We start from the raw sequence: 16,855 nt of genomic DNA on the forward strand, positions 1-16,855 counted from the left end.
TATTATCAAGGAGTAGCAATTGAATTTATACGACATCATACAACTGCACTTAAAACAATCCCCGTGACGTTTTAAAGTTGGATAAACAACCCTCAACTTTACAGTGATCAATATCCTTTATCTGACCAATAAGAAGTTTGACTCAGGCAAAACACTGAATCGCGTTGACATCAATCGGACGAAAAGAAAGACTCACTTCAAGTCATACGACGACGTATAACTAATAATAAAAGGTGGTCAAACTTATGCTCCGTTCGCATTTGATTGCAGCGCGCTCCTGGCGGTTCAGCGGGCCATTGCACCCAACGATTCCCCTGCACTTCGTCAACCGGGTGCACGCCTCATGAACTCATTCCTGAATCTCTATTTCCTGGCGCTCAAAACATTGATCGTGGCCTGCCTGGTGTGCATCACCGGGTTGATCTTCACCAACGTCGTTCTGCGTTATGGCTTCAACTCCGGTCTGTTCTTCAGCGAAGAAATTTCCCGGCTGGCATTCGTCTGGCTGGTCTTCGCCGGCTCTCAACTCATGCTGCATGAGAACGGTCATATCGGCGTCGATATCCTGACCAGCCGTGTCTCGGCCAAAGTCGCCAGACACCTGCTGACCCTGACTTATCTGGTCATGTTGTTCGCCACCTGGCTGTTCCTTCAGGGCAGTTGGAAACAGACACTGATCAACCTGAATGTGGGCGCCCCTTCCACAGGCATTTCCATGGGCCTGTTCTATGGTGCCGGCCTGGTGTTTTCGATCCTGAGCAGCCTTCTGTTGTGCGTTCAACTGTTCAAACACCTGACCACTGCGACGGGCGAGCAGCTGCCTTCCACCACACATGGGGTACTCAAGTAATGGCCCTGGGCGTATTTGTCGGCGTGCTCATGGCCGCCATCCTCATCGGCGTTCCGATCGCCTATGCACTGATCCTCTGCGGCGTGGCACTGATGTGGCTGCTCGGGTTGTTCGACGGCCAGATCATCGCGCAGAACATCATTAACTCGGCAGGCAGTTTCCCGCTGCTGGCCATTCCCCTGTTCATCATTGCCGGCGAGGTCATGAACAGCGGCGGTCTGTCCAAGCGCATCATCAACCTGGCCATTTCCCTGGTCGGTCACCTGCGTGGCGGCCTCGGCTACGTCACCATTTTCGCCGGCGTCCTGCTGTCCAGCCTGTCCGGTTCGGCATTGGCCGACGCCGCGTCGCTGACGGCGCTGCTGCTGCCGATGATGGTGATTGCCGGTTACAACCGTAACCGCTCCGGCGGCCTGATCGCTTCGGTGTCGGTGCTGGGCTCGATCATTCCACCGAGCATCGGCTTTGTGGTCCTGGGGGTCGCTTCGGGCCTGTCGATCACCAAGCTGTTCCTGGCGGGCATCGCTCCGGGGTTGATGATTGCCCTGGCGCTGGTCGTCGCCTGGTGGCTGGTGTCGCGTCGGGACAACGATGTGCAACTGAGCCCCAAGGCGTCCGGCAAGACGCGCATGAAAGCCTTCGTCGACAGCACCTGGGCGTTGATGTTGCCGGTGATCATCGTCGCCGGCCTGCGCTTCGGCGTGGTGACGCCGACCGAAGCCGGTGCCGTGGCGAGCGTCTATGCGTTGCTGGTGTCGTCGCTGATCTACCGCGAACTGAGCCTCAAATCCCTCGGTGAACTGTTGCTGCGCGCCGGCAAGACCACCGCTGCCGTGATGTTCCTGGTCGCCGCCGCTTCGATACCGGCCTGGATGATCACCATTGCCGATATCCCGGGGCAAATCATCGACCTCATTCAGCCGGTCATGGACAACCCGAAACTGCTGATCGTGGTGTTGATGCTGCTGATCCTGGTGATCTCCATGGTCATGGACCTGACCCCCACCATCCTGCTCCTGGCGCCGATCCTGGTGCCCGTGGTCACCGCAGCGAACATCGACCCGATCTACTTCGGCGTGCTGTTCATGATCAATTGCTCCATCGGCCTGATAACGCCGCCCGTGGGCACGGTGCTCAACGTGGTGTGCGGCATCGGCAAGATGCGCTACGAGGCGCTGCTCAAGGGGACCTTCCCGTTCCTGATCGCTGAAATCATCGTGCTGTTCCTGCTGGTGATGTTCCCCGATCTGGTCACCGTCCCCGCCCAATGGTTCGCCCACTAAAACTCCAACAAGAACAGGAATGACCATGAAGACACGTCTGACCATATTGGCTGCCCTGCTGCTGGCCAGCAGCCTGAGCTTCGCCGCCGAGTACAACAGCCGCACCCTCAAATTCGCGGCAACCAGCCCGAAGGGCACGCCACCGGCCATCGGCATGGAGCTGTTTGCCAAGAAAATCAACGAACGCAGCGGCGGCAAGATAAAGGTTCGCACCTTCCCCAACGGCGTGCTCGGCGGCGACGTACAGGTGCTGTCGTCGTTGCAGGGCGGCGTGGTGGAAATGATGACGTGGAATGCCGGGCTGATGCTCAATCACGTGACCGATTTCGGCATTCTCGATTTCCCCTTCATCTACACCGACACCGCCAAGGTCGACGCCATGCTCGATGGCGAAGTCGGCAAGATGCTGATCGACCAGTTGCCGCAGAAGAACCTGGTCGGCCTGGCATTTTGGGAGCTGGGTGTGCGCAACCTGACCAACAACGTACGGCCCGTGCAGAAGCTGGAAGACATCGCCGGCCTGAAGATTCGCGCACAACAGTCCCCGCTGTTCCTTGATGTGTGGTCGGCACTCGGCGCCAACCCCACACCCCTGCCCTTCACCGAAGTGCATACCGCCCTCGAGACCGGCACCGTGGACGGCCAGGAAAACCCGGCGGCACTGATCCTCGCCTCCAAATTCAATGAAGTGCAGAAGTTCCTGAGCCTGACGCACCACAACTACAACCCGCAGATCGTCCTGATCAGCAAACCCTTCTGGGACACACTCAATGAGGACGAGAAAGCGTTGCTGACCGAGGTCGCGATGGAAGTGCGCCTTGAGCAGCGCAGGATTTCCCGCGAGGCCGACAGCCAGGCGATTGCCGAACTCGGGAGTTCCGGCATGAAAGTCAACGAACTGCCCCCCGAAGAGGTCGCGCGAATCCAGCAGAAAATCCGCCCGGTGATCGAAAAGTACGCGGCGCAGATCAATCCCGAACTGGTCAAGAAAGTCTACCAGGCCGTGGACTACGTACCGGAGTGACCCCAGCCAGTCACGCAGCCGGCCAGGGCTGGCTGCGACCTGTGGCAGCCGCCTGCCTACCCATCAAGAGGAACCTGCTTCATGAAAATTTCCGTCGCACAGATCCACCCGGTTGCCGGCAACCCGGCGCAAACCATCGAAAAAGTTGCCGGGCTCACCCGCCAGGCCGCCAGTGAAGGGTCGCGCCTGATCGCGTTTGCCGAATGCCTGTTGACCGGTGGTGCCTTCGACAGCCGTGAAGACCTTGAAAAAAGCGCCATCAGCGTCGACGCACTCGCTCCCCTGCTGAAGGTCACGGCAGAAACCGGGATCTACCTGGTCGTGGGCTTTTACGAAAGACACGCCGACTCGATTTTCAATACCGCTGCGCTGATCGGCCCCAAAGGCATCGTTGGCCTGCACCGTAAGCGCCATTTGCCGTTCATGATCGGCGACCGCTTTACCGACCGCCCGGACGAATGGACCGCACCGGTATTCGAGACCGACATCGGTCGCATCGGCCTGGCGATCTGCTACGAAATCCGTTTCCCCGAGGTCATCCGCACCCTGGCCCTGGAAGGCGCCGACATCGTCGTGCTGCCCGCGGCCTGGCCTGAGCAGGCACGCATGCTGCCAGACATTTTCAGCACCGTGCGCGCGGCCGAAAATATCGTCTATTTCGTGGCGCCCAACCGCAACGACATGGATGGCGGCATGCAGTTCATCGGCATGAGCCACATCATCGAACCCTCGGGCAAAACCCTGACCCGGGCAGGCGAAGAGGACGGGGTGTTCAGTGTCGAAATCGACCTGGAGAAGGCGCGCAACAAGTCGTTGATCCGCGACCCGGGCGTGTTCGAGATCCACCCCTTCCGCGACCGCCTGCCAGAGACCTATCGCCTCTGATGGCCACAGCCAATCCTCACGCTTTCAGGTAATTGCAATGCACAACAAGATCAGCTCATTGAAAGATCGGATGGCCAAGGGTCCGACGTTCGGAATGAACATCTACAGCACCGCCGGCATGGCCATCGAAGTGGCGGGAAACTGGGGCCTGGACTTTGTCTTCATCGATGCCGAGCACACGGCGCTGGGAGTCGACAAAGACATGGAGAAACTGATTCTGGCTGCTCACTACGCGGGCATCCATGGCCTGGTTCGCGTGCGCGGCACCCTCGAGTGGGACATCCGCAAGTCGCTGGAAATGGGCGCATCGGGGATCATCGTCCCGCAGGTCCACAGCGCTGCACAAATGCGCGATATTGTGCGCTACAGCAAGTTTCCGCCGTTCGGACGCCGTGGGGGCGACAGTTCGGTCCGCTCGGCCAACCATGCCGGACCGGGCTTCGACTGGGCCCGGTACACCCAGGAGGAAAACGCCCGCAGCGTCATTGTGCCAATGGCCGAAAGCTACGAGTTCTTCGACAACATCGACGAAATCCTCGATGTCGACGGCATCGATGCCGTGCATTTCGGTCCCGCCGATTACTCGCTGTCTCGCCAGTTGCCGGTGGACTACCGACTGGGCAACCCCGAAGTTCGGGATCGCCTGGCGCTGCTGATCGAGAAATGCCATGCGCGTTCGATTCAGGTCATGGTGCCCTGCTTTCCGGCCGACACCGAAACAGCGAGGCGCCTTCTGGAAATGGGCAGTGACATGTTGCTGATGGGCAGTGATCTGTCCTGGCTCAACCAGGCGGGACAACAGATCGCTGCCATCCAGAAGAGCGTTCAGGCCCCCTGAGCGGTTTCCCGCCAGACACAGGTAAATGGAACAGGTAAAAGCCGATCAATTAACTTGCTTCGGCTTTTACTTCCAGCGCCAACATCAACTTACCAGGAAATTCTGTCGCATTAAAGTTGCTCGCGTCAGTGCAACTAACTGCTCCAGTTCGACATCGGGTCTTTCCGTTAAATAAGACAAACAGAATCGGGCCGGCTCTATTGGTGGATTGCACGGTAATACTTTGAGCAAATCAACGGCCAACATATCCCGTATCAATGGAACGGGAAGAATACCGATGGCATGCCCGGCCGATATCATCTTGGCGATGAAGGCCAGGGAGTTGCTGGAATGGAAAGCCTCGGACACCCCGCCACCCTCTTTCAGCCACCGCTCCACCACGGAATACAAGGTCGAAGGTGCCGAGTGCGTCACGATCGGATAGGCACACGCCTGCTCCGGCAGAAACGAATCCCCTTCGATATCCAGGTGCGCGGCCGCCACCCACTGAAAAGTCATCCAGCCCAGAAAGATATCGGTCACCTCCTCCCGCGTCATTGGATTGGTCAGCAGCGCCAGATCCAGCTCGTGATCATTGAGCTTGCGATTGAGCTCGGCCCCTACGTCAATGGTGATTTCCAGGGTGATTTCAGGGAAGTGCGCCTTGATCTCGGCAATGACCGCTGTCAACCCGACCATGGCTGAACACTCGTCGGCACCCACGCGCAATCGGCGATTCTGCTTTTGTTTGGCGGCAAACTGCTCCAGCCGGATGCTGTTGTTCAGCGCCAGTTCCGCATGTTGCAGGGCAATCAATCCGTCGGCGGTGATGGTCATGCGCTGCTTGCTGCGGTCGAACAGCTTCACACTCAGCAAGGACTCCATCTCCCGGATGCGAGAGGAAATGGCCGGCTGGGTCAAGTGAAGGTGTCGAGAAGCGGCATGCACCCCTCCCAATCGGGCCGTCCAATAGAAAGCCTCGATCTGCATCAAGGTAATTCTCATGATAAAAATTGTCCCGCCACTGAGTCGTTTATTTTTATTATCCTGTGAAAAACACGCTTGTTAGGATGGACTCAATGTAACAGACATTCCTCCAGGACAAGTCAATTCCGGCATGTATATTATTCATGAACTACCACAGCAAATCGCCTCGGAAGAACTTGAAGTTCTTCTCGCGGCAGAACCGGCAACCATTGGCCACTTCATAACCAAAGGCATTGTTAGCAGCGATATAAAAGCGCACTTGCAGGATGTCAGGGCAGTGGGCACGGCGATCACCGTGAGAATGCCAGGTGCCGACGGCGGTATCCTGCATCACGCCATGGGCTGCGCCAGGCCCGGGGACTTCCTGATCGTGGATCGCTGCGGCGAACGAGTCACCGCCGCCATGGGTGGGGCCATGGCCTTCGCCGCCAAACAGGCTGGAATTGCCGGGATCGTCATCGACGGTTTTGTCACTGACCTGGGTGAACTGCGCGCCTACGGTGTCCCCGTCTGGTCCTGGGGCGCAAGCGCCATTACCACCCGGGTCAAGGGCGAAGAAGGCGAATTCTGTACGACGATCCAGTGTGGCGGTGTCGTGGTAAATCCCGGTGACGCCGTGGTCGCCGATGAAAACGGCATCGTGGTGATCAGCCCGGGGCAGGTGCTCACCCTGGCACGACGGGCCATCGAATTTCAGGAGCGGGAAAAAACCACCCTGGCGCGCCTGGCCAACGGCGAGAAATTCCCGGATGTCGTGGGCTCCAGGGCGATCATCGACGCCGCCATCCACGGTCGGTCCTGAACAATAAAACATCCGCTTCACTGCTTTCCGTTTCTGCCATGTAGCCTGCTCTAAACAATAAAAGGACTAGCATGAAACCGCATCAGATTGCGCCCTGGATCGTCGCCATGCTCAGTGGCCTGATCGGGCCCGCCGCCCTGGCGGACACCGTGCCACCGACCCACTTGAATGTGATCGGCGGTGGCAGTCACAACTACACCTACCGCGCCGTGGAGAAACCGTTCTGGAACACCACGCTGCCCGCCAGTTCTGGCGGGATGCTGACGGCCAGCGTCAGGGGCCTGTCCGAAAGCGGCCTCAAAGGTGCAGAGATGGTGCGCCTGATCCGCGCCGGCGCGGTTGAAATCGGCATGGGGGTTTTCGCGTTCGTCGCTGGCGATGACCCGTTTTTCGAAGGCATCGACCTGCCCGGCATGGCGGTCGATATCGAAACCGCCCGTCGAGTCTCGACAGCTTTCAAACCAGTACTGGCCGAACGCATGGCCGAGCGTCATGGCGTCAAGCTGCTGGCGACTGTCCCCTATACGGCGCAAGTGTTTTTCTGCCGTGAGCCCATCACGTCGCTGGATGACCTCAAAGGACGCAAGGTTCGCGTGCGCGGACGCAACATGTCCGACATGGTCAAGGCACTCGGCGGCGCCCCCATGACACTGCCATTCGCCGAAGTGGTGACCGCGATGCAGACCGGGGTGATCGATTGTGCGGTCTCGGGCATCGGCTCAGGCAATGCTGCCCGTTGGTACGACATCGCCAACCACCTCTATAACCTGCCGGTGGACTGGTCGATCGGTTTTTATGCCATCGGCCTGAAACGCTGGCAGGCACTGCCCGAGCCAGTGCAACGCCTGCTCGAACAGCAATCCCGGGTACTGGAAGATCGGCTGTGGGAAGAAACCGCCCGGGAAAACCGCTCGGCCCTGGCCTGTAACATCGGCGCGCCCGATTGCCAGATTCATCGACCCGCAAACATGCAGGCCAGCGCGCCGACGCCCGCCGAAAGACAGGTTCTGCAAAATGCCGTGCTGACCATTGCCAACAACTGGGGCAAACGCTGTGGCGTGCCGTGCGTCGAGCGCTGGAATGCCACGGCCGGAGCGGCCCTGGACGTGAAGCTGCAAACACCCTGATGGCGCTTGCGAAATGAACCCCGCCGCGCGCCCTGAACTCACCCCGTTTGCGGAGACTTACCGCTGATGAAACCCACCGAATCTTCTGCCATCAGGTTTGTGAACAGCGTCGCCCGGCTCAGCGCCTGGGTCGGGGGTGTCGCACTGATGGGCACTGCGTTGATGATCGGCGTCGACCTGATCCTGCGCAAAACCGTCGGCGTATCCATGGGCGGTGCCGATGAAATAGCCGGGTACGTCCTGGCCATTGTCAGCACCTGGGCATTTCCCATCGCCCTGTTGAAGCGCTCCCACATCCGCGTCGATATCCTCTACTCGCGCCTGTCGCTGAAAAGCAGAGCCTGGCTGGACCTGCTGGCCCTGGGCGGCATGGCCCTGTTTGTCGGCACCTTAGTGTTCCACGCATCCGGCGTGCTGGGGAACACCCTCAAGTTCCACTCAACCTCGACCACCCCGCTACAGGTCCCGTTGTGGCTGCCGCAATCCATCTGGCTGGCGGGCTACCTGTTCTTTGCCGTGACCATCGTGGTGCTGGCCTGCACCAGCCTCAGCCGTTTGCGTCGACAGCGATGGGCATCGATCAGCGGGCTGATCGGCATCAATTCCGTCGAAGAAGATATCCAGGAAGAAATCCACCGTCCCGTGCCGGGACTCACGCCTTCCCCTGCCAATGGAGAACACTGAATGCTGGTCTTTACCCTCTTCACCCTGCTCTTCCTGCTGGGCTTGAGCGTGGCCGCAGCGGTCAGTGTCGGCCTGCTGGGCATGTCGTTGTCGGAGCTGTTTTCGACGCTACCCCTGAGCAACGCCATGGGCGAAATTGCCTGGAGTACCAGTGCCGAGTTCCTGCTGGTGGCCATTCCGCTTTACATCCTGATGGGCGAGTTGCTGGTGTGCTCAGGCGTTGCCGGGCGCATGTATGGCGCGGTCTCCAAGTGGCTTTCGTGGCTGCCGGGCGGCCTGATGAACGCGAACATCGGCGCCTCGGCATTGTTTTCGGCAACCAGTGGCTCCAGCGTGGCTACCGCCGCCACCATCTCGACCCTGGCCCTGCCGGAGCAAGAGCGAAAAGGCTACCCGGCGCCGCTGTTCCTCGGCTCGGTTGCCGCTGGCGGCACGCTTGGCATCTTGATTCCGCCGTCGATCAACATGATTCTGTTCGCACTGATCGCCAACCTGTCGGTGCCCAAGCTCTACCTGGCCGCGACCATTCCGGGGATTCTGCTGAGTTTGATGTTCGTGGCGATGATCGTCATCGCCTGTCTATTCCGGCCGGAACTGGGCGGCAAAAAGAAACACGCCACCTGGGCTGAACGGCGGGAGAGCATCGCTGACCTGTTACCCCCTTTGGCCATTTTCGTGCTGGTGGTCGGCGCCATCTACAGCGGCTTCGCGACCGCCAGTGAGTCGGCGGCGCTAGGGGTGATCGCAGCGTTTTGCCTGGGGCTGTGGCGACGTGCCTTCACCTGGCAAAGCCTGGGACAAGCCTTTGAATCCACGTTGCGCACCACCGGAATGATTCTGTTCATCACCCTGTCGGCGTTCTTCCTCAATTTCGTGCTGTCGTCCATCGGGCTGACCTCAACCCTGGTCAGTTTCGTGACCGACCTCAACATGTCGCCGATGGGCACGCTGCTGGCCATCATCCTGTTCTACATCATCCTCGGCTGCTTCATGGATACGCTGGCCATGTTGATCACCACGGCACCGCTGGTGGTGCCGGTCATCGTGGCGCTGGGTTTCGATCCACTGTGGTTCGGCGTGATCCTCATCATTCTTTGCGAAATGGGTCAGATCACTCCGCCGTTCGGCATGAACCTGTTCGTGGTGCAGAGCATCCGTAACAAGGGCAACTTCCTCGACGTGGTGTACGGCGCGCTGCCATTTTGTGTCGTATTGCTGCTGTTGATCGCCCTGCTGATCGCGTTTCCGCAAATTGCGCTCTGGCTGCCGAGCGTTGCCTGAGGATGGCAGAACACCGTCAAGTCCCGATGGCCAGCCAAGGCAGGCTCGTCATCGGTCCCTCGCCTTCACGGATGCGACGCAGAACACGCCAGCGCTTTTCGAACCGGATGCCGGTCGAATGACTGGAGCCTCAATGCCCGACGACCACCTGGCCATGCCTTCGCTCCCCTCGCGGAAAACCGTGCACATGCGCTCGGGAGGCAATGGCCAGGCTGACCAACAGCAGCACCATCAACACCCAGGGGAAGGAACCTGCGCCCCACTGGTCGAGCAGTACACCGCCCATCAGGCCACCCGCGGCGATAGCGCTGTTCCACACCACCACATTCATCGAGAGCGCCACATCCGCGCCCTCTCCGGCGGCATCAGCCAGCGCAGTTTGCAGAAGGGTCGCGGCCCCGCCGAAGGTCAGCCCCCAGATCAAGACACCGGCATAAATGGCGGCGGCAGAACCTGAGAAAAAGCCGAAAAAAATCGAAACGGCGGCGAAGGTGGCGAGGCTGGCAAGCACCGACGTGCGCAGATGCCGATCGACCAGACGGCCCGTTATCCAGATCCCCGCCAACGCTGCCACGCCGAACACCAGCAGCACCAGGTCGACGTCAGCGGCCAGGCCGGCCGTGGCAACGAAAGGCGCGATGTAGGTGTAAAGGATGTTGTGTGCCAGCATCCAGGTCACCACCACGCCCAACACCGAACGCACGCCCGGGGTGAACAGCACCTGACGCAATACCTTGCGCTGTGAGGATGACTGTCCCGGATAATCCGGCACCTTGATCAAGACCCAGGCGATCAGGAGCAGGGTCAAACCGGACATCACGCCAAAGGCCATGCGCCATCCCATGATCCCGCCCAGCCAGGTGCCGAGCGGTACACCGAGCGACAAGGCTACAGGGGTTCCGACCATCGCCACCGCCAGCGCCCGGCCCTGCAATGATGGGCTGACCATGCGTCGGGCATAGCCTGCAATCAGGCTCCAGGCCAGGCCTGCAGAAACACCGGCGAAGAACCGGGCGACCAGCGTCAGCCAATAGTTCGAGGACAACGCGGTGAAGGAGTTGAACACCAGGAAACCGACAATCGTCAGCAGCAAGACCCGGCGGCGCCGCCAGGTCTGTGTAGCAATGGTCAGAGGAATCGCAGCCAACAACGAACCCAATGCATAGACCGTCACCATCTGTCCTGCCAGAGACGGCGAGATGCCCAGACCGGTACCGATCCCGGGCAGCAAACCTGCGGGCAATGTCTCCGTGACGATGCAGATGAATCCTGTCATCGCCAGCGCCAGCAATGCCCCGAGTGGCAGCCTTTCCCCTTGCTGTTTTACCTCAGTCATCCGAACCCCCAACTAATATATCGATCGGTACAAATATAGGAGCCAGACACCAGCTGGTCAACAACTTATGTATCGATTAGTATTTATGTAGTGGAGAGGAGGTTTTCATGGCACAGATGGGACGTCCGCGCACGTTTGACCGTGACGTGGCAATCACTCAGGCAATGCATTTGTTCTGGGAGCACGGGTATGACGCCACCTCGCTCAGCCAGCTCAAGGCCCATATCGGCGGCGGCATTACCGCCCCCAGCTTTTATGCTGCCTTCGGCTCCAAGCAAGCCCTGTTCGGCGAGGTGATGGAGCGCTACCTGAACACCCATGGCAGGGTGACGGAAAGTCTGTTCGACACTGCCCTGCCGCCCAGGGAGGCCATCGAACTCACCCTGCGGCGCTCAGCACAAATGCAGTGCGAAGAGGACCACCCAAAAGGCTGTCTGGTGGCCTTGGGGATGATGAGCAGTTGTTCGGACGAGAGCCGAGTCATCTCACAGCCCCTTTCACAGGCAAGAGCCGTGAACCGCGCGGGGATGGTCGCCTGTATCGAGCGTGCAATGGCTTCGCAGGAACTGCCGGCAACGGTCGAGCCACAAGCATTGGCCACGGTGTTCGACAGCTTTCTGCTGGGGCTTTCGCCCCTGGCGCGCGATGGCGTGCCGCATGCGACGCTCGATGCGGCGGTGACGCAGATCATGGGGGTCTGGGACAGCTTGCGAACCGATGAATGCATAGACCGGGGCGCTTCAGGCGAATAGTTGCCCTAGCCCTTGGCCGAGTTTTTACCTGTTTGCCTGCGCCCTTTGGCAGCGGCGGTTTTGTATTCGCCGCTGCCCTCTTCCAGCGCGCATTCGGCCAGCGCACTGCCACGAGCGCGGTAGGAATCCAAGGCTTTGTCGAGCGCCGGGCGAGGTGTTTTCTTATCGGTCGACTTTGCCGGGGCCGAGGCGAGAAAAGCACTTGGCTCCATCGCAAATCGCTCGGCCAGCGCGTACGCCATCTTGTGACTGATCGGGCGATCCCCACCGAGCACCTTGGACACGGCGGTTTTATCGCCGATCTCGGGGAGGTCGGAGCCGGTGAGCCCGAGCGTCGACATGAGGTCCTTGATCAATTGCACAGGCGTGCACGTGGCCTCGAAAACAGCATTCGAAGCGCGAAACTGCTCGGAGTCTCGCTGGTAGGCCAGCAATTCTTCCTCCAGCTCGACGAGAATCTTCTCCTCGACCTTGCTCAGCTCACGTCCGTCGGTAAGCTCGTCAAGCAGGCTGGTGGCTCGCTCGTAATCGGCGGGCGTCTTGATGCCGTGCACAAACTCACCGCGCAGGCGCTCCACGACCGCGTGCAATTCGCCGAGCGTGGCGATCATGCTTTGAAAGTCGTCTCGGGTTGGGTTCATCGTTTTACCCCTTTGTTTCGCGCATACCAAACGTTGGCGACGTCGTACTCGGCATGCGTGTAGACGTGTTTGACGTAGAACTTCTGCCGGGTGTAGTTGACCCCGCCTATCACCCTGAGAGCGTTACCGCCGACGTCGATCACCACCCAGTTCATTGCAGCTCTCGGCTTGAACAGGTCGACGCCGTGGATACCGAAGAGTCTTTGCAGGTCCGAGAACTGTCGCGGCCGCGCCACCTTCAGCAACCGCAGGCAGCGATCAAGACCGGCCTTGTCGTTCGGGTACAGGATCCCGGCGTCGGCAAATCGTGATGGCGTGAGTATATCCATGGGCGTCCTTGTCTTGGGCCGATGCTACGCCAGTTGTGTTTTTTAACAACTACTGTTCGTCGGCAGCAATGGGTTGGGGTCATGCGGGTCAGCCTGCGAAACCCGTCCCTTCACAGTTTATCCGGGGCTGGCGGGCTGTCCTGCCTCCATCACTGCCAACCTGTATCCTGTTGTTTTTAACCAGGAGTCCCCTTCATCCACTCAGGGTTTGCGACCTGTCGCGGGTACGGGCGTCGCTGCGCTGAAACCCCGCAGGCGCCATTCGCAACGTGTTACGCCCCAGGCCCTTGGCCTCGTACAGTGCCGCGTCCGCCCTGGCCAGCAGGCTGGCCGTGGTGTCTCCCTCCCCCGGCACGACGCAGCACACCCCGATGCTGATACGCAGTTCGATACGGGTCTCGCCATACCTTGCCGGCGAGTCCACCAGGGAAGCGCGCACGTCATCGAGTACCGCCACGGCGCCTTCGGGCCCCGTGTCGGGCAACAACAGCAGGAACTCCTCACCGCCATAACGACCGATACTGTCCGATTGTCGAAGGCGCCGGGTGAGGTGGTTGACGCAGTGACAAATCACTTCATCACCCGCAAGGTGGCCATGCACGTCGTTGATCTGCTTGAAATGGTCGATGTCGACCATCGCCACCGCCAGGTACGAACCCTCCCGGCGCGAGCGTTCCAGTTCCCTGGAGAACTGCTCGAGGATGGCCCGTCGATTGAGAATGCCCGTCAGGACATCGCGCAGCGCCAAGCGCTGAAGCATTGACTCACTGCGCTCCTTGGACAACAGCACCAGGCCGAGAGAAATCATCATCGCGGTAAAGGTGCCGATGCTCACCGAGATGGTTTGCTTGAGGTTGCTGACGTCATAGCGCATCTCGGCCGCGCCGCCGCCAAGGATGGCCACGACCCGCATGCCCAGGCCGATCAGGCTGATGCTGGAGCCGATGATCAACAACATGCGCGCACGGCCCCGGGCGGGAATGAAGCGACACGTCCAATAGATGATCAAGGTGCATTGCACCATCAACACAAGCGTGGCCGCGAGCATGCGCGGTTCCAGGGTGTCGATCAGGCTGACCATCGACACCAGCATCAGCACCATCGGCGCGAACACCCGCCACCAGGGCACCGGCAACTCGACAATCCTGAACAGGCTGGCGCCATAAAAGGCCAGGGCCACCGAGAGCAAGGTGTTGGCAGCGCCATAGGTCAACCACAACGGCGCATGTCCATAGAGGGTGTAACCGACATAGGCCAACGCATGCGCCAACAAGCCCGAGCCGATGGTGAGCAAACCGTCGCGCCGATTGAACTGGCCGACCAGGATCAGACAAAACGCCATGATCGTCGCCACCAAAGCGACACAGGCAAACAGCGTGGGGGTATGGGCAATCATGGCGTCTCACTGGGCGCGGTCGAGAAACTCTGACCGCAAGTCTAGTTGAGCAGGGCCAATTCCGGGCTGTTGATTCGCCTGACCGCCCAAGGAGGTTTGCCCCGATCCCTCCGGGCACACTCCCCGCCCCTCGACGACCTGTCCTCTCCCCGCTTGAACCTATCAGACCCCAATCCCGATTCCCCGGTCAACCACGTGCCAGGTTGGCGCCGCTGACGGACTGCAAGACCTGGCATGCCGTCGTCCGGACAGTTTCCTGCCAGGACGAAGCGCTCATGATCACAGCGTGACGAACAGAGCAGATGTCCACAGCCGGGACTGATCCCGCTGCCGGGCACAGATGAACAAAGGATGCTCACGGCCGTGCTCCAGCCCCAGGCTGGCCAGTTCGATGCGGCCTCGTACTTCTCGGGGCAATGCCTGGGCGGTCACTTGTTCGAGGGAAACCTGCAACTCTGCGCCGGACAACTGTTCGACCACCTCATGCTGTGCCAGCAACTGAGCGCCGGTGACCTCCAGGTTCACCACCGGTGCGTGGATGTGAGGTTGCGGTATCAGCGGGTCACCCACCTTGATGTAGCTATCGACGCGGCTGGACACATGGATATGCGCGCCCGCCAATTGCGACAGCTCGATTTCCAGGCTGTCGATGTCGCCGTTGGTGTCGGTGCGAAATGCCAGGGTCGTCGCGTTCTTGCGCCAGACGGTCTGTTCCGGATGGTCCGCCCCCAGGAAGTGGAAGCCATTGATGACCGCGCCGGAGATGCTGATTTCACCGCTCCAGTAGGCGCCACGATAACGGTCCTTGATCCGGGCGCCCCCCAGGCGCAGACGAATATGACGCGACGACAGGCCTGCTTCCCGATGCAGATTGCGCGACCAGATGCAGTGCTCGCCGCGAAACAAATCAATCTGCTCCCAACCCGAATCGCCCAACAAACGGTAGTCGAGCTGATCGCTGGCTTGCGCGTTCACGACGTCGCCCATCACCTGCTCGCCCAACCGCAGCAAGCCGTAGGTGCGCTCCCCGGTGGTAGCGAAGGTATGCCGAGCACGCAGCGCTTGCCCCACCGCGGCACGGTCGAAGCGCTCGGCGATCACACCGGTCAGGCCACCGCGTGAACCGAACACCGCGGTCGCCGGTACCCCTCCGCCGCACCGACCCTGATGCTCGTCGCTGTTGGCCGCGGCGCCAACCCGGTAACCGCGTTGCAGCGCCTCGGCATACACCCAATGAAACTGCCCCCAGGCCGAGCCCACTTCCACCAGGCGCTCAAGCTCGGGATGGTGCCAATCGAGGTTGCAACGACGACCGCCCACATGGGGCATCATCAAATGGCCTTCCGGGTTCTTCGCATAAGCCGCGTAAAGCTCGTCGACCGGCCAGGCGCCGGGCTTGATGGTGCCGGCAGTAAACTCATTCCACTCGAAGGAACGCACCAGGCGGCCCTGGCTGTCGAACGGAAACTCCGGTTTGCCTTCGTGGAGAAACACCACGTTGCGATCACCGCCGGCACAGGAGTTACCGCACCACTCCGTGCCGGGGTAGCAGACGAAACGCCCGGGCTCGTTGAGTTCATGAATCAACGCCACGGCCGCATCCCAACGTTGCTCGGTGATGTTGAAGTCGTTTGCCGTGTAACCCAGCACGTCCAGGCCGGCGACGTCACGGCCATAACCGAGGTTGTAAAGGGTGTCGTTGGTGCCGACGGTGTCATCCGAATGCACATGCAGGTCGGCATACAGCGGGCGCAGCCCTGTCAGGGCCTCGTCGACGTTGACATAGGTCTTTCCTTCCTGCACTCCGGCGCTGCCGGCCAAAGCGCGGATCGCCCACTCGCCGCTTTCGGCCAGGCTCACCGCCGGCAGGCGCACCACCGCCCAACCGTCGCGCGCCAGGGCATAGGGCTGACGCTGGCTCACACCCTGAGGGCCGTCCAGCAGGAGTTCGCCGTGCAGTTCGAGCTGGCGGCAAGTGTTGCCCCATGCATCGTCGGCACGGACCAGCACATCGAACGGCTGCCCCAGGCCGACCAGTCGCGGCGCGATCACCAGCAGACGCTCCGGTGGGCCGGGCACGATATCGAGCAGCAGGTCACCCGGCACTTCGGCGAATTTCGAGCTACCCAGCGGGTCGACGAACAGGCGCAGGCGGAAGTCCTTTTCGACGAAGCTCTGAACCCGCGTGCCAGGACCGCCCTGGCGTCGGTCGCCAAGGCGAATGATGATGCGGTCGCCGGGGTTGATGTAGCCGTCGACGATATCGATCAGGATGGCCTTCTGGAACGGCCGCTCATGGCCCTTCTGATCGAAGCGCACTTTCAGGTACTGAACGGTCGCCGGGCTCTGGCCAGGGACCAATTCGCCGGCCTGATACTCGGCACTGACGTAGTTGGCTGCGCTCGGGTCGCTGGTCTGGAACAGTGCCCAGTCCGAGTAGAATTTAAAGGCCAGTTTGAGCCAGGCGCCATCGGCCAGGCCGCTGGCCCCCACTTCGTAGACAAAGGTCAGTTCATCCCACTGCCCGGCCACCAGTTGCTGTCGGTCGCAGCGGATACTGCCCAGGAACGGGCGCGCCTTGTTGCGTTCGTACAAGCCGGTCGGAGCGATGTAGTGGCCGGCATCCTTGGGGTCGAAGGTCTGTGTCACGGTGCTACCTCT

The 16,855-nt window shown here is 60.5% G+C and carries 16 protein-coding genes; 10 read left to right on the forward strand and 6 right to left on the reverse strand.

Annotated elements, in window-relative coordinates; genetic code table 11:
* Positions 1–343: 343 nt before the first annotated feature.
* The 5 genes from IB249_RS07940 to IB249_RS07960 all read left to right on the forward strand — a co-directional run bounded on the left by IB249_RS07940 (position 344) and on the right by IB249_RS07960 (position 4,880).
* Positions 344–850 (forward strand): TRAP transporter small permease, encoded by a 507-nt coding sequence (locus IB249_RS07940; RefSeq protein ID WP_192303327.1) that lies wholly within the window; start codon positions 344–346, stop codon positions 848–850.
* Entirely contained in the window at positions 850–2,133 is a 1,284-nt protein-coding gene (locus IB249_RS07945) for a TRAP transporter large permease subunit (protein WP_192303328.1), read from the forward strand. The genes IB249_RS07940 and IB249_RS07945 overlap by 1 nt, the downstream gene beginning before the upstream one ends.
* Positions 2,134–2,158: 25 nt before the next feature.
* A complete protein-coding gene (locus IB249_RS07950) occupies positions 2,159–3,157 on the forward strand; it encodes a TRAP transporter substrate-binding protein (protein ID WP_192303330.1) in 999 nt (332 codons plus the stop codon).
* Positions 3,158–3,238: 81 nt separating this feature from the next.
* Positions 3,239–4,042, forward strand: a complete 804-nt coding sequence (locus IB249_RS07955; protein WP_192303332.1) for a carbon-nitrogen hydrolase family protein — start codon at positions 3,239–3,241, stop codon at positions 4,040–4,042.
* A gap of 37 nt (positions 4,043–4,079) precedes the next feature.
* Complete coding sequence (locus tag IB249_RS07960; protein WP_192303334.1) at positions 4,080–4,880, forward strand: HpcH/HpaI aldolase family protein; 801 nt, start codon at positions 4,080–4,082, stop codon at positions 4,878–4,880.
* Positions 4,881–4,964: 84 nt separating this feature from the next.
* Here IB249_RS07960 and IB249_RS07965 read toward each other — a convergent pair whose 3' ends face one another.
* A complete protein-coding gene (locus IB249_RS07965; protein WP_192303336.1) occupies positions 4,965–5,864 on the reverse strand; it encodes a LysR family transcriptional regulator in 900 nt (299 codons plus the stop codon).
* Positions 5,865–5,976: 112 nt separating this feature from the next.
* Here IB249_RS07965 and IB249_RS07970 point away from each other — a divergent pair, with 112 nt between their 5' ends.
* The 4 genes from IB249_RS07970 to IB249_RS07985 all read left to right on the forward strand — a co-directional run bounded on the left by IB249_RS07970 (position 5,977) and on the right by IB249_RS07985 (position 9,740).
* The gene (locus tag IB249_RS07970; protein ID WP_192303338.1) at positions 5,977–6,648 is read left to right on the forward strand and encodes an RraA family protein; all 672 of its coding nucleotides are present in this window, start codon (positions 5,977–5,979) and stop codon (positions 6,646–6,648) included.
* A 71-nt stretch (positions 6,649–6,719) separates the two neighbouring features.
* Positions 6,720–7,775 (forward strand): TRAP transporter substrate-binding protein, encoded by a 1,056-nt coding sequence (locus IB249_RS07975; RefSeq protein WP_192303340.1) that lies wholly within the window; start codon positions 6,720–6,722, stop codon positions 7,773–7,775.
* A gap of 66 nt (positions 7,776–7,841) precedes the next feature.
* Positions 7,842–8,459, forward strand: coding sequence for a TRAP transporter small permease subunit (locus tag IB249_RS07980; RefSeq protein WP_192303342.1), 618 nt, complete (start codon positions 7,842–7,844; stop codon positions 8,457–8,459).
* The gene (locus IB249_RS07985; protein ID WP_192303344.1) at positions 8,460–9,740 is read left to right on the forward strand and encodes a TRAP transporter large permease; all 1,281 of its coding nucleotides are present in this window, start codon (positions 8,460–8,462) and stop codon (positions 9,738–9,740) included.
* A 130-nt stretch (positions 9,741–9,870) separates the two neighbouring features.
* Here IB249_RS07985 and IB249_RS07990 read toward each other — a convergent pair whose 3' ends face one another.
* Positions 9,871–11,076, reverse strand: a complete 1,206-nt coding sequence (locus IB249_RS07990) for an MFS transporter (RefSeq protein ID WP_192303346.1) — start codon at positions 11,074–11,076, stop codon at positions 9,871–9,873.
* A gap of 107 nt (positions 11,077–11,183) precedes the next feature.
* Between IB249_RS07990 and IB249_RS07995 the strand changes: the two genes are divergently transcribed.
* On the forward strand, positions 11,184–11,828 hold the full coding sequence (locus IB249_RS07995; RefSeq protein WP_192303348.1) for a TetR/AcrR family transcriptional regulator: 645 nt from the start codon (positions 11,184–11,186) through the stop codon (positions 11,826–11,828).
* Between the two features lie 5 nt (positions 11,829–11,833).
* Here the strand turns inward: IB249_RS07995 and IB249_RS08000 are convergent, their stop codons facing one another.
* From IB249_RS08000 to IB249_RS08015, 4 genes are all read right to left on the reverse strand, one after another.
* Complete coding sequence (locus IB249_RS08000) at positions 11,834–12,469, reverse strand: helix-turn-helix domain-containing protein (RefSeq protein WP_192303350.1); 636 nt, start codon at positions 12,467–12,469, stop codon at positions 11,834–11,836.
* Positions 12,466–12,798 carry a type II toxin-antitoxin system HigB family toxin gene (locus IB249_RS08005; RefSeq protein ID WP_192303353.1) on the reverse strand — a complete coding sequence of 111 codons (333 nt, stop codon included), beginning with the start codon at positions 12,796–12,798 and terminating at the stop codon, positions 12,466–12,468. Before IB249_RS08005 ends, IB249_RS08000 begins: the two co-directional genes overlap by 4 nt.
* Before the next feature lie 193 nt (positions 12,799–12,991).
* On the reverse strand, positions 12,992–14,194 hold the full coding sequence (locus tag IB249_RS08010; protein ID WP_192303355.1) for a GGDEF domain-containing protein: 1,203 nt from the start codon (positions 14,192–14,194) through the stop codon (positions 12,992–12,994).
* Positions 14,195–14,473: 279 nt separating this feature from the next.
* A complete protein-coding gene (locus IB249_RS08015) occupies positions 14,474–16,843 on the reverse strand; it encodes a hypothetical protein (RefSeq protein ID WP_192303357.1) in 2,370 nt (789 codons plus the stop codon).
* Positions 16,844–16,855: the final 12 nt, after the last annotated feature.

The organism is Pseudomonas sp. PDM04, from assembly GCF_014851765.1.
Taxonomy (GTDB): Bacteria; Pseudomonadota; Gammaproteobacteria; order Pseudomonadales; family Pseudomonadaceae; genus Aquipseudomonas.

Excerpts from the sequence above, each read along its gene's own strand:
- IB249_RS07945 (WP_192303328.1), top strand. The coding sequence starts at position 850 with ATGGCCCTGGGCGTATTTGTCGGCGTGCTCATGGCCGCCATCCTCATC.
- IB249_RS07940 (WP_192303327.1), top strand. The coding sequence starts at position 344 with ATGAACTCATTCCTGAATCTCTATTTCCTGGCGCTCAAAACATTGATC.
- IB249_RS07960 (WP_192303334.1), top strand. The coding sequence starts at position 4,080 with ATGCACAACAAGATCAGCTCATTGAAAGATCGGATGGCCAAGGGTCCG.
- IB249_RS07950 (WP_192303330.1), top strand. The coding sequence starts at position 2,159 with ATGAAGACACGTCTGACCATATTGGCTGCCCTGCTGCTGGCCAGCAGC.
- IB249_RS07955 (WP_192303332.1), top strand. The coding sequence starts at position 3,239 with ATGAAAATTTCCGTCGCACAGATCCACCCGGTTGCCGGCAACCCGGCG.
- IB249_RS08000 (WP_192303350.1), bottom strand. The coding sequence starts at position 12,469 with ATGAACCCAACCCGAGACGACTTTCAAAGCATGATCGCCACGCTCGGC.
- IB249_RS08005 (WP_192303353.1), bottom strand. The coding sequence starts at position 12,798 with ATGGATATACTCACGCCATCACGATTTGCCGACGCCGGGATCCTGTAC.
- IB249_RS08010 (WP_192303355.1), bottom strand. The coding sequence starts at position 14,194 with ATGATTGCCCATACCCCCACGCTGTTTGCCTGTGTCGCTTTGGTGGCG.
- IB249_RS07985 (WP_192303344.1), top strand. The coding sequence starts at position 8,460 with ATGCTGGTCTTTACCCTCTTCACCCTGCTCTTCCTGCTGGGCTTGAGC.
- IB249_RS07970 (WP_192303338.1), top strand. The coding sequence starts at position 5,977 with ATGTATATTATTCATGAACTACCACAGCAAATCGCCTCGGAAGAACTT.
- IB249_RS07975 (WP_192303340.1), top strand. The coding sequence starts at position 6,720 with ATGAAACCGCATCAGATTGCGCCCTGGATCGTCGCCATGCTCAGTGGC.
- IB249_RS07965 (WP_192303336.1), bottom strand. The coding sequence starts at position 5,864 with ATGAGAATTACCTTGATGCAGATCGAGGCTTTCTATTGGACGGCCCGA.
- IB249_RS07990 (WP_192303346.1), bottom strand. The coding sequence starts at position 11,076 with ATGACTGAGGTAAAACAGCAAGGGGAAAGGCTGCCACTCGGGGCATTG.
- IB249_RS07995 (WP_192303348.1), top strand. The coding sequence starts at position 11,184 with ATGGCACAGATGGGACGTCCGCGCACGTTTGACCGTGACGTGGCAATC.
- IB249_RS07980 (WP_192303342.1), top strand. The coding sequence starts at position 7,842 with ATGAAACCCACCGAATCTTCTGCCATCAGGTTTGTGAACAGCGTCGCC.